This is a genomic window from Coleofasciculus sp. B1-GNL1-01, assembly GCF_040220235.1.
In the GTDB taxonomy this organism is placed as follows: Bacteria; Cyanobacteriota; Cyanobacteriia; order Cyanobacteriales; family Coleofasciculaceae; genus Coleofasciculus.
On the sequence record NZ_JAVJTO010000112.1, the window covers coordinates 46252 to 58914 of the forward strand.

General features: G+C 47.1%; 10 protein-coding genes and 1 tRNA gene. 7 read left to right on the forward strand and 4 right to left on the reverse strand.

Features of this window, described 5'->3' with window-relative positions:
• Positions 1–52: 52 nt before the first annotated feature.
• Together RID53_RS27750 and RID53_RS27755 are read right to left on the reverse strand one after the other, a co-directional pair.
• Positions 53–1015, reverse strand: coding sequence for an ABC transporter ATP-binding protein (locus RID53_RS27750; protein WP_446391169.1), 963 nt, complete (start codon positions 1013–1015; stop codon positions 53–55).
• Positions 1012–1149, reverse strand: a complete 138-nt coding sequence (locus tag RID53_RS27755) for a hypothetical protein (protein ID WP_446391170.1) — start codon at positions 1147–1149, stop codon at positions 1012–1014. The genes RID53_RS27750 and RID53_RS27755 overlap by 4 nt, the downstream gene beginning before the upstream one ends.
• On the opposite strand from RID53_RS27755, the gene RID53_RS27760 reads away from it, so the two are divergent.
• The 7 genes from RID53_RS27760 (at position 1133) to RID53_RS27790 (ending at position 11302) form a co-directional block, all read left to right on the forward strand.
• Positions 1133–2830 (forward strand): lipid-A-disaccharide synthase, encoded by a 1698-nt coding sequence (locus tag RID53_RS27760; protein ID WP_446391171.1) that lies wholly within the window; start codon positions 1133–1135, stop codon positions 2828–2830. The two genes, RID53_RS27755 and RID53_RS27760, sit on opposite strands and share 17 nt — an antisense overlap.
• Positions 2831–2966: 136 nt before the next feature.
• Complete coding sequence (locus RID53_RS27765) at positions 2967–3515, forward strand: Npun_F5560 family protein (RefSeq protein WP_446391172.1); 549 nt, start codon at positions 2967–2969, stop codon at positions 3513–3515.
• 565 nt (positions 3516–4080) lie between these two features.
• The gene (locus tag RID53_RS27770) at positions 4081–5253 is read left to right on the forward strand and encodes a baeRF3 domain-containing protein (protein WP_446391173.1); all 1173 of its coding nucleotides are present in this window, start codon (positions 4081–4083) and stop codon (positions 5251–5253) included.
• Positions 5254–5440: 187 nt separating this feature from the next.
• The gene (gene mraY, locus RID53_RS27775; protein WP_446391203.1) at positions 5441–6562 is read left to right on the forward strand and encodes a phospho-N-acetylmuramoyl-pentapeptide-transferase; all 1122 of its coding nucleotides are present in this window, start codon (positions 5441–5443) and stop codon (positions 6560–6562) included.
• 296 nt (positions 6563–6858) lie between these two features.
• Entirely contained in the window at positions 6859–7665 is an 807-nt protein-coding gene (locus RID53_RS27780) for an SDR family NAD(P)-dependent oxidoreductase (protein WP_446391174.1), read from the forward strand.
• Positions 7666–8250: 585 nt separating this feature from the next.
• Positions 8251–10173 carry a molecular chaperone DnaK gene (gene dnaK / locus RID53_RS27785; protein WP_446391175.1) on the forward strand — a complete coding sequence of 641 codons (1923 nt, stop codon included), beginning with the start codon at positions 8251–8253 and terminating at the stop codon, positions 10171–10173.
• A gap of 1056 nt (positions 10174–11229) precedes the next feature.
• A tRNA-Arg gene (locus RID53_RS27790) sits at positions 11230–11302 on the forward strand.
• Positions 11303–11536: 234 nt separating this feature from the next.
• Here the strand turns inward: RID53_RS27790 and RID53_RS27795 are convergent.
• Positions 11537–12136: a type II toxin-antitoxin system PemK/MazF family toxin gene (locus tag RID53_RS27795; RefSeq protein WP_446391176.1), complete on the reverse strand. Its 600-nt coding sequence runs from the start codon at positions 12134–12136 to the stop codon at positions 11537–11539.
• A gap of 1 nt (position 12137) precedes the next feature.
• A complete protein-coding gene (locus RID53_RS27800; protein ID WP_446391204.1) occupies positions 12138–12617 on the reverse strand; it encodes a type II toxin-antitoxin system antitoxin SocA domain-containing protein in 480 nt (159 codons plus the stop codon).
• Positions 12618–12663: the final 46 nt, after the last annotated feature.

Consider the following 12663-nt stretch of genomic DNA (forward strand, 5'->3'; position numbering starts at 1 on the left):
TTTTGCCTAGTGGGTATTTTCCGAAACCCCGAATAAGACAGATGACTGGCTATCAAGTTTGACCCATTTTAGCGGCTTTTTGAATCGTCTCCAGGGTTAACACACCAATTACCTTTCCTTCATCCATGACAGGCAATCTCTGAGTTCCTGTCTGTAAGAGGAGGGATAAAGCTTGACGCAAATTCTCGTCAGGTGCGATCGCACGATTATCCTGATGCTGATAATCTGGAGAAACTGGCTGCATTGCCACCTCCACCCGCTGTAAACTTAACTGACGCAACAGATCATCGGCACCCATTAACTCCCGGACAAAATCATTAGCCGGGTGCGTCAAAATATTTAACGGCGTATCAAATTGGACAATTTCACCCTTTTGTAAAATCATAATCTTGTCCCCCAGACGCAGCGCTTCCTCCACATCATGGGAGACAAAAAGAATCGTTTTATGCAGTTGACGCTGAATTCGTAAGATTTCGTCTTGCAAAGATTGGCGGGTAATCGCATCAATGGCACCAAAAGGTTCATCCATTAGCATTAACTTCGGATCACCAGCCAACGCCCGCGCCACGCCAACACGCTGCTGCTGTCCACCGGATAACTGTGCCGGGTAACGATTCCGGTAAACTTGAGGGGGTAGTTCGACCAGCGTCAATAACTCATCAACGCGAGACTGGTATTTTGAGCGTGACCATCCTAAAAGCTTGGGAACAACGGCAATATTTTCTGCCACCGTCTGATGAGGAAATAAGCCCGACTGTTGAATCACGTAGCCAATTTGCTGACGCAGCGTCGTGACTTTCATTTTGCGGATGTTAACCCCATCCAGATAAATCGCACCGGATGTGGGTTCATACAATCGATTGACCATCTTGAGAACTGTGGTTTTACCACATCCCGATGGACCTAAAATAACGACCAGTTGACCCGCTTCAATGTCGCAGGTTACACCATTTACCGCAGGTTGGGGCGTCCCGGGAAATTGGAGATGAACTTGATCAAAACGAATAGCACTCACTGATTTGGCTGATTTTTGCTAAGGTTGGCGAATTCTATTGTGGGATTGGAGTGACCAATGACAGATAAAAGGGTAATATTTCCTGACAAATGACCAATGACCAATGACCAATGACCAATGACCAATGCTGACATTTTAATTCTCTCCAATGGTCCGGGAGAAGTCACCACCTGGGTACGTCCTGTGGTCAAAGCCTTGCGCCAGCAGCTAGGATGCGATCGCGCCTTTGTCCGCATCTCGGTGATTCTGTCTCCTTGTCCCAATGCTACAGGCAAAGAAGCCCAGATTGTTCAATCCTACCCCGAAGTAGACCGAGTGCAAGGGGCAGAGCATTTCTTTCCCTTTTTACTTTGGGGGAAAACTGCCGAAAATTGGGACTGGCGCGATCGCGGCGTGGTGGTATTCTTAGGCGGCGATCAGTTTTTTCCTGTCGTTATTGGTTCTCGCTTAAAATATCGTACTGTTGTTTATGCCGAATGGGATGCCCGTTGGCATCGCTGGATTGATCGGTTCGGGGTGATGAAACCCGATATTATCGCCAAAGCCCCGAAAAAATATCGCCACAAGTTAACGGTAGTTGGAGATTTAATGGCAGATGTGGCGAGAGGGAGTAAGGGAGCAGAGGAGCTGGGGGAGCTGGGGAAGCAGGGGGAGCTGGGGGAGCTGGGGGAGCTGGGGGAGCAGGGGGAGCAGGGGGAGCAGGGGAAGCAGGGGGAGCTGGGGGAGCAGGGGAAGCAGAGGGAGCAGGGGGAGCAGGGGGAGCAGAGGGAGCTGGGGAAGCAGAGGGCGTTAACTCAAAACCCTGTCCTCGAAGGAAGTGAAGGAGAAGAGAAGGATCAAAACCAGGTTCCCTTCGAGCGAAGCGAAGGGTCAACACTTAACACTTCCCCAATTGAATGGATTGGTTTACTTCCAGGGTCAAAACCTGCCAAATTGATTCAGGGAGTACCATTAGGGTTAGCGATTGCTGAACACATTCACAACGTTAGACCTCAAACCCGTTTTTTGATTCCTGTTGCACCAACCTTGGATTTACCCACGCTAGCCCGTTTTGCTGATCCCCAAGAAAATCCCCTGATTCAGAAATTAGGATGGGGGGCGGCGAGATTGGTGATGCTAGATGGTGAAGATGAGGGCGGGTTTAGCCACATCAAGGTGACAGAGAACGATAGTAGTGAAACCCGCCCCTACACTCAAAACCAGGTTTCTTTGAGCGAAGTCTCTACATTATTCAGGGCGGGTTTTGAACCCAAGTTATCATCAATCGCGAAACAAAATTCCCTAAACCCGCCCCGACACTCAATACTCAAAATGGCGAGTGGTGTAACGGTAGAACTTATAACCGAATTTCCCGCCCATGAGATATTATCGCAATGCTGTCTGTGTTTAACCACAGTGGGAGCGAATACGGCGGAATTAGGTTCCCTCGGTGTACCAATGATCGTCTTATTACCCACTCAGCAACTGGATGCGATGCGGGCTTGGGATGGATTACCCGGATTGTTAGCCCGGTTACCGGGGGTAGGAACAAGCTTTGCCAAACTGATTAATTGGCTGATTCTGCGACAAGGACGCCTATTTGCGTGGCCCAATATTTGGGCAAAAGCGGAAATTGTCCCAGAAGTCGTGGGTCAACTGAAACCTCAGGATGTGGCACAATTGGTACTTGAGTATTTAGAGCATCCCCAAAAACTAGAAGACATGCGATCGCGCCTACGGTCAGTCCGAGGTGAATCAGGTGCCGCCCAAAAGTTAGCGCAATTGGTGCAAGAGGAACTTACTCATCCCCAACCACCAATGACCAATGACAAATGACTATTTTGGAGTTAACGTGTCAAGCATAACCTTAGTAGTGATATCATCCTCCTACAGGGTAATCACATCACCGAGCGACGTTGCCCATCGTCTTCTGCTATTGGAAGTCCCTATTGTATTGGAGCTGTAAGCTATCGTGAACGCGACTGAAACCCAAACCCTACCAGCGCTACAAACTGAAGTGTCTCGGCTTCGGGAAGAGTTACATCTGAGAGATCAGCTCGTGCAGCAACTCTCTCAAGAGCTATTTCGCTTGGTTAAAGGCAATGCGAACTTCAAACCGCCAGCCGAGGTTTCTGAGCGTCATCAAGCCCAAATGCGAGTCTTGCGAGAACAGTTGCAAGATGTGGAGCAGCAAGTCAGATTTTACCAAGAGCAGATTACGACTCGTGATCAAGAAATTTATCAGTTGCGCCAGTCTGTGCAAGAATTAACGGATCGCTCTCGCATGTTAGAGCAGGTGGTTCAGGAGCTACCCCAAATTTATCGCCAGAAGTTTGCTGAACGCATGGCACCAGTGAGAGAAAAGGTGAGCCGATTACAACGAGAGAATCGCCAACTTCATGCGGAGTTGCAAAGTGTCAGCTATCGACTAGCTGTCAGGAATCGCAATATCACTCATGTTGACCTACCCAGTTTTGGTCGTCCGACGAATAGCCCAATTCCTACATTTGGTAGCGTGTGAACTGTCTGTGTTTGTTAGTCCGTTTTAGCTTGTAGGCTAAAGCGTCAGTCAAGTATGGCTAGAAACCGGGTTTCTCGTTAGGATGACAACGCCATATCAACCGAGCCAAAGAAACCCGGTTTCTTGACCGATGTCCTAGGCGGACTTTGTCGCGTGCATGTCAACGAGAGTAGGTTGGGTTGAGAAACGAAACCCAACTCCCTTGGTTAACTGGAACATTTTGTGCTGTCCCTGACATGCTCCCACTTTGTTTGTGTAATGGCGCAATTTTAGCTGGATTCGCCGGAAACCCAAATCCTTACCACCCCAGACCCCATACCCTACACCCTGTCTCAACCAATAACCTTAAGTGCATCAGTCCTGATAACTTTCCTATCGTAAGGCAGATGTATTGAACAGACTATCTTCGTTGAAATGAAGGCAGGCAAGCTTAGGCTTTTGGGCTTGTAGTGCAGCCTAACCCAAAAAATCGTCAGAGATTTAGCCTCTAACCATTAGGGTTAGCTGGCTATCTTGCCTGTTCGTTTAATTTTTTCAATTGAAGAGAAAAGAGGAGTTCAACTTCATGCCATTACTATCGAGAGAAGAACTCAAAACCCTGGTTAAACAGCCAGAAGGATTGTGTGTTTCTATATTTATGCCCACCCATACGGCGGGTCCAGAAATTCAACAAGACCCCATTCGCTTCAAGAATCTCCGGGGAAAAGCCGAAGCCCAGTTGGTTGAGAAGGGTATGCGCCCATCCGATGCCCAAGAACTGCTCAACAGCGCTCAAGAGTTGGAACGCGATGAGTTTTGGCGTCATCAGAATCAGGGACTTGCCCTGTTCATTGCTCCCAATTTCTTTCGCTATTACCGTCTACCCCTTGATTTTGACGAGTTAGTCGTGGTTAGTGACCAATTTCACCTCAAGCCACTAATGCCACTGCTGACGGGTGATGGGTGTTTCTATATCTTGGCACTGAGTCAAAACCAAGTACGACTCTTAGTGGGAGGGCGCGATCGCATTCGGGAAATTCAGCCTGAGAATATTGAAAATCTGCCTGAAAGTCTGATGAGTGTACTACAGTATGAGGATTCGGAAAATCAGACTCAGTTGATGTCCTCTGAAACCTATTCTCCGGGTGGATTACCCGGTTCAGATCCGGGAACTATGCATGGACGAGGTGTGGATGAAGATCAAGAAAATCAGATCATCCGTTTTTTCAGCCAAGTGAATCAAGGGATACAAGAGTTTCTACCAGATGAGACAGTTCCGCTAGTGTTAGCGGGGGTAGACTATCTCCTGCCGATTTATAAACGAGTGAATTCCTACCCTCATCTTTTGGACGAAGGCATTACGGGTAATCCCGAACTCTCGAAGCCCGAAGAACTCCATACTCAAGCCTGGGCAATCGTGCAGCCGAAATTTCAACAGGCAGAGAAAGACGCAATTGACCGCTTCAGAGAATTTTCTGGAAATAATCAGGAACAAGCCTCTGATGCCCTGAAAGAAGTAGTGCCGGCGGCTTATAATCAACGCATTGATTCGTTGTTTGTCGCCGTAGACCATCAGCAGTGGGGTAACTTTGACCCACAGAGCAACACGGTGCAGCTACATGAGCAACACCAGGCTGGTGACCAAGATTTATTGGATTTAGCAGCCGTTTATACGGTTTTGAATGGTGGCACAGTTTTTGCTGTAGAATCCGAGCGTGTCCCCGCTCAATCACCGATCGCGGCAGTTTTCCGCTATTAGTTGCTCTATCGTTAGCGATCGTGATGAATCATCGGGCAACAATAAGTAAATTTGCTTGAAGGATTGATTGCAAGTACCCTATTGATGTTACGATTCCCATCAGTGCCGTGGGTCACACGGGAATCGCCAAGACGCCATGCGTCTGATTGTGTGTGAGGAAGTTCGATAAAGGGATGTTTTGTCCGTGATAGACGCAAAATTAACTTCTGGGCGGTCGTTTAATTTAACGGGTTCCAGCCTCTTGACGTTACTAGCCGTTGGTTTGAGTCTGGGGTCATTGATTCTAGATGGGTTGGGGGAACGCTCCCTGTTCGCCGGAGTTTCCATGACCTTACCCCTGTTGATTTGTGCTGTGGTGACGGCAGCACTGGGGTATTGGGTTGTCCCCTTTCTGCAAACCCTGAAAATGGGGCAGATTGTCCGGGAGGATGGACCCCAAACTCATTTACAAAAAGCTGGAACTCCTACCATGGGTGGGGTGTTTTTTGTACCTGTGGCAGTAATGGTTGCTCTAGTTTGGTCGGGATTGGCACTAGCAGGGCAAGAGTTTGTTAATGTCCTGGTTGTATCCGTTGTGACCCTGGCTTATGGGATGATTGGCTGGTTGGATGATTGGCAAATTATCCGCCGCCGTTCTAATAAAGGCATTTCCCCTCGCCTGAAATTGGCACTACAGATCAGCGTGGGGTTGATGTTTTGTATCTGGCTGGCAGCAAGTCAACCGATTAGTATTACCGCGATCGCACTCCCGTTTGGTATCGTTTTACCCTTAGGATTACTGTTCTGGCCCCTGGCGCTGTTTGTGCTGGCGGCGGAAAGCAATGCCACGAATCTGACTGATGGGGTGGATGGATTGGCTGGGGGAACCTGTGCGATCGCGCTTTTGGCATTGGCAGCGATCGTTGCCCCAACGTCACCGGGTTTAATGGTGTTCTGTGCTTGTCTCAGTGGCAGTTGTCTGGGGTTTGTCGTGCATAATCGCCACCCCGCTGCTGTGTTTATGGGAGATACGGGTTCCCTGGCTTTAGGTGGCGCTCTCGCGGCAGTAGGATTATTGAGTCAGAATCTCTGGTGTTTATTTGTTCTCAGTGGCATTTTCTGTTGGGAATCAATCTCAGTGATTGCTCAAGTTGCTTATTACAAAGCCACCAAAGATGAGGCTGGGGTGGGCAAACGGCTGTTTAAAATGTCACCGTTTCATAACCATTTAGAATTAAGCGGTTGGTCAGAAACCCAAATTGTGGGGGCGTTTTATTTGACAGGCGGGCTGTTAGCGTTGATTGCTTTAGGATTACAGTCCGGTTTTTGAGCGATCGCCCAGTCAGTCAACGAAAATGTTTTGATATTTATGAGCCAGGTAATCTTTACTGTGAAGATTGCTTGGCTTATTCAATTAAGTGATTCATTACGTTGAGAACGTTCTGCATTTAATCAGGGCGGGTTTTGTGGTTCATTTATTTGTGAATAGCTAACTTCAGTTCCTAAACCCGCCCCTACAATGGACTGATGACTTATCGCGATCGCTAACTTGAGTGACGCCAGCCAACACTATCGGGTCAAGTTTTGGCACAATCAAAAACAGATGAACTTACTCATTCGGTGCCTATGGCTTCCACTGTTCTGATTACTGGCGCGTCTCAAGGTAGCGGTAAAGCCACTGCCCATCTATTTGCCCAAAACGGCTATTCCGTGGTTCTCGCTGCCCGCCAACCTGAGCGATTAGAGGCGGTAGCCCAAGACATTCGCGCCCAGGGAGGCGACGCCTTGGCTATTTCCACTGATGTCACAAACCCCGAACAGGTGCAAGAATTGGTGGATAAGGCACTGTCACACTATAGCCAAATTGATGTCCTGATCAATAATGCAGGGATCTGCTTGACTGGATCGGTGGAAAAGACAGAGTTAAGTGATTGGCATCAGCTTATGGATACCAATTTCTTTGGCTATGTCTACACCATAGAGGCAGTATTACCCCATTTCCTAACCCGAAAAACTGGCTCAATTGTTAACGTCGGTTCTTTTGGTGGCAAAATGCCCTTACCTGAAATGACGGCGTATTGTGCTAGTAAGTATGCCGTTACAGGTTTGACTGAATCCCTACGCTTAGAATTAGAACCTAAAGGTATCTTTGTCAGCGCCGTTCATCCCGGCGTCATTAAAAGCAGCTTTATGGAACGGGCGATGTTTCGGGGTGAGGATGACTCTGAAGCCGAGTCTCGCCGTCAACAAATGAATCAGGTTTTACAATCGCCGCTGGTGAGTCAACCCGAGGACATTGCCCAAGGGATTTGGGACGCTCTCCAGGAGCAGCGTTCAGAGGTTGTGGTTGGACCGACAGTTATCGCCACCCAAACCTATCGATGGTTTCCCGATTTAATCACTTGGATGATGAAATTTGCTAACCGCCGTTAACTCCACAAGATTCTACTAGACACAAAATTCCTTTTTTCCGTACAACTGTAAGCAGGATTTATCCAGAAATCGGCTATTTAGAAGCTCCCTAGGAGACAAAAAATCGAGGATTGGTTCTCAAATAATCTTATATAATAGTCCGATATTTTGGTAAAAATCAAGTGCTTAACCACTGATTCCTGGGTTGTGCTTAAGACCAAGGTTTGCCAGCAAAGACAGGGAGCAGATACCTCAACAGACTAACAGACGGCAAACACAACTGATTCGTTACGGTTCGCCCCAAACCTTTAGTCCATAGAGTTTCTTACATTAGACACAGCGCAAGAAATCAGCACGAAGTTCATGGTTGATGATTGGTAATTGGGATAGCGACTGGAACGAGCAATCACCAGATCGAACCGTCCCATCTCAGGTTCGGGAACCCCCCCTTCATGAGACAGGCTAACCGCGTTCAGTATAGAGATTGGTAGCCGAACCAATGATATTGAAGCTCACATTGGCTGCTGATTGAACTAGATTTTGGTTCAACAGTCACGCTCCCCGACTTCACCAGTATTTGTAGTTAAGCGAACTTGGAACACTCTTATGGCAAAAGTAGTTGGAATTGATTTAGGTACAACAAACTCCTGCGTAGCCGTTATGGAAGGGGGTAAACCCACCGTGATTGCTAACGCAGAAGGTGGACGTACAACCCCTTCAGTTGTGGCGTATGCCAAAAATGGCGATCGCCTCGTGGGTCAAATCGCCAAACGTCAGGCGGTGATGAACCCGGAAAATACGTTCTACTCGGTCAAACGCTTCATTGGGCGTAGACATAGCGAAGTGACCAATGAAGCTACCGAAGTCTCTTATAAAGTCCTCAAAGTTGGCGATAACGTTAAACTAGATTGTCCCTCTCAAGGCAAACAGTTTGCACCGGAAGAGATTTCGGCTCAAGTGCTACGGAAGCTCGTCGATGACGCCAGTAAGTACCTGGGCGAAACGGTGACTCAAGCCGTGATTACGGTTCCGGCGTACTTCAATGACTCCCAGCGTCAAGCCACAAAAGACGCGGGTAAGATTGCTGGCGTTGAGGTGTTGCGGATTATTAACGAACCCACAGCGGCTTCTCTCGCCTACGGTTTAGACAAGAAGAGCAACGAAACAATTTTAGTCTTTGACCTGGGTGGTGGAACCTTTGACGTATCCATCCTAGAAGTCGGTGATGGTGTCTTTGAAGTATTATCTACCTCTGGTGACACTCACTTAGGTGGTGACGACTTCGATAAGAAAATTGTTGATTACCTCGCCGCTGAATTCCAGAAATCCGAAGGAATTGACTTACGCAAAGACAAGCAAGCCCTGCAACGGTTAACGGAAGCAGCGGAGAAAGCCAAGATTGAACTCTCCAGCGTTACCCAAGCCGAAATTAACCTCCCCTTTATTACCGCTACCCAGGAAGGTCCCAAGCACCTGGATATGACCTTGACTCGGGCGAAGTTTGAAGAACTCTGTGCAGACTTAATTGATCGGTGCCGCATCCCGGTTGAGAATGCGGTACGTGATGCCAAAATTGACAAGAGTGCCATCAATGAGATTGTCTTAGTCGGGGGTTCTACCCGGATGCCGGCGGTACAAGAGGTGGTTAAGCGGGTATTGGGTAAAGATCCCAACCAAACGGTAAACCCGGATGAAGTGGTTGCAATTGGTGCAGCAATTCAAGCGGGTGTCTTGGCGGGTGAAGTGAAAGACATTCTGCTCCTTGATGTTACCCCTCTATCCTTGGGTGTGGAAACCTTGGGCGGTGTGATGACCAAGATTATCCCCCGTAACACCACCATTCCTACCAAGAAGTCAGAAACCTTCTCCACGGCTGTGGATGGTCAAACTAACGTCGAAATCCACGTTCTCCAAGGTGAACGGGAAATGTCTGGCGATAACAAGAGTCTGGGTACGTTCCGTCTGGATGGGATTCCCCCTGCACCACGCGGCGTTCCCCAAATTGAAGTTACCTTTGATATTGACGCCAATGGTATCCTGAACGTTACCGCCAAGGATAAAGGTACGGGTAAAGAGCAATCGATTAGCATTACAGGCGCATCTACTCTACCCAGTGAAGACGTTGATCGCATGGTTCAGGAAGCTGAAGCCAATGCAGCGGCGGACAAAGAGCGGCGTGAGAAAATCGATCGCAAGAACCAAGCCGATTCGCTCACCTATCAAGCGGAGAAGCAGCTTAATGAATTGGGTGATAAAGTCCCAGCAGAAGACAAGACTAAGGTTGAAGGCTTGATCAAAGATCTGCGAGATGCCGTGTCTCAAGAAGACGATGAGAAGATCAAGACGCTGACCACAGAATTGCAACAAGCACTCTACAGCATCAGTGCTAACTTGTATCAACAAGCGGGTGGTCCAGAACCCGGTGCGGCTCCTGGTGGTGCAGGTGGTCCAGAACCCGGTGCGGCTCCCGGTGGTGAATCCGGTGGTGGTGATGATGTCATCGACGCTGAATTCTCGGAAACGAAATAGCAGGTTAGGATTAGGGGTTAGCCAGAGGCTAGCCTCTGTTTCTAATCATCAAAAGCGACGCTCCTTGTTCAAAAGGCGTCGCTTTATTTTTGAGGATTTATAGCAACCGCCATAGCGGTTAGGACACATCATTTATGTTATGTAGAGACGCGCCATGGCGCGTCTCTACAATGGTGCCGAAAGTCCTAATCGATGTGTCTACTGCTATATGTAGGGCTTGCTGCATAAGCGTGTAAGGTAGACCAGATAAGGGTTTCCAGCCCTTCACTTGTTGCGTCCTATTTAGGATTGCTATAGTTACTTTACGCGATCGCTCTTTCCACTAACACTGGCTGAGGAGCTTGTTGCCACAAAGGTTCTAGGGTTTGGCTCAACAACGCGATCGCTCTTTCCACTAGCACTCACCTAGGAGCTTATTACCACAAAGGTTCTGTCGTCCTCTTTTAGCGCGAAAGTCTGGCACTTGGGTTAAGGCTTCGGTGGAGATTGACCTTCATAGCAAGCAAATGACTCGATTAAACATGGTTGCAAGATTTAGTGTACGCGCTTATCCTGGTCGCCCTAATTTTCTCTCATCACTGCGGAATTAGCCCTGCCCTTCAAAAGGGGGAAGCCAAAGGATGCTTCGCTTTTTTTGCACGGGGAAGCCAGAGGAGGCTTCGCTTTTTGTTCCATGGGGGAGACCAAAGAATGCTTCATGAAGAGGGAGAATTCAAAGCCTCTCCAATATAAAAAAATATATTCCGCTTCCCTCTCCTTGTACAGCGTTTTCAGACTCGATGTGATACACCCAAACAAGAGCAGAACAGAGTTGTCCTAGAGTGACTGTACTACACCGTGTTAGAAAGTGCTGTAGGAGAAGGCTAGGGAGAGGTTCAGAGAGAGGTTTTCCAGATCCCGTGAAAAGTAAGCTCAACATGGGGGTAGTTAACCCGGATTTAGTCTGAGCCATAGGCAGGGAAATTTTTTATTCGGCACAGATTGCCGTTTTTTCCAAATCAACGTTATAATCTGATTTGTGTCAGTGTGTTTCCTTTGAAACGCTGTTACACACAGGGGCGCGTAGCTCAGTGGATAGAGCACCAGATTCCGGTTCTGGGTGTCGGGGGTTCAAATCCCTCCGTGCTCGTTAAACAAGAAACTCCAGTATTCTTATTCGACTAGGGTTTCAGCCAATAACTAATTAACTGTCACATTACCGTATGTGCCAGTTTTTTGGTGTTCCTGCTGTTTTTTTGACTATGAATTGACTGTGCTATGAGAGCATCAGATTAGCAAACTTACCCGATAAAGGAAGAATCCTCGTCCATCGCAGAGCTTAAGGCAGGGAGGTCAAATAAGATTTGAGAGTGCTGGTGTTTTATCAAAAACCTAGAAATTCATCGATGAGGTTGTTTCGCTCATCTTCAGATAACTGATAGAATACCTTTTTAGTCAACTCTGGAGAGGCATTTTGGGAAAACCAGTCCCCATCAGGATTATCTTGTATTACCAAAAAATATTGTAATCGTTTCTCTATAGCCTCTTTGTCTGATTTATCTAACTGTCCTATGCGCTTCAACCAATGATGGTTAGAATCTTTAAAACAGTTACCATCAACAGTGTATATTTGATGTATTAAAGCATAATATTCAGTATCAAGCTCATTCCTTTGAGTTGGGTTAATCGGGTAAACCGTTGGTAAACCCTTGTATATCTCTTGTGAACTCAATGGAATAATGGCAAATGTCTGTATGTCATTCGAGTTATTTCTAAATTGCTCACTTGTCCAAACAAGGTGAGGATGACTGCCTCTCAAAATTCGACTAGCATTAAGCTTTTCTGTACAATATTCATGATTACACTCGATCTGACTGGGTTCTTTTAAATCATAAATATGAACATGACCCTGCTTACAGCGCAAAGAAACACGAGAAGGATTAATCAAGTAGATCCATCCTTGCCGAGGTTTTTGTCCAGCCATTTTACAATCCTAACTCACGCACCAATTTTTCTCGTTCGGCGTTTAAATTGAGCTTAACTTTTTCTTCGGCTTTATGGATTTGCCTCATTTCCAGCATTGGAGCCGTATTCTGTACATAATCTAATAACTGTTCAAATTTTGCTGCACTAGCCCACTCTCTTCTAATGTTATCAAGCATTAGTTTTAGACCCAAAGGTAAATTTATATCAGTTGTGATCTCTGCTTCTATACCTAGTCTAATAAAGGTGATCCTGCCTTCAGCTTTCTGGGCAATCTCTTTCCCGTCCATTTGACTGAGAGCTGCGTCTATATCTTCATGCCAGGGACTATGGTGGTAGTAACACCAGTTTAATTGAGTAAGCTGCTTTCCTGTCCATTTAACCGTATAAAGATCAGCCAAATATAAAAAATTAACGAGCTGTGTTTTTGTGATATGCCCTTTTGTCTTATAGACAAAATATTTGATGAGTTGCTCCAACATCATTCCTTTCAATGCTGATGCCTAGATCGTCGGTCAAGTATTATGA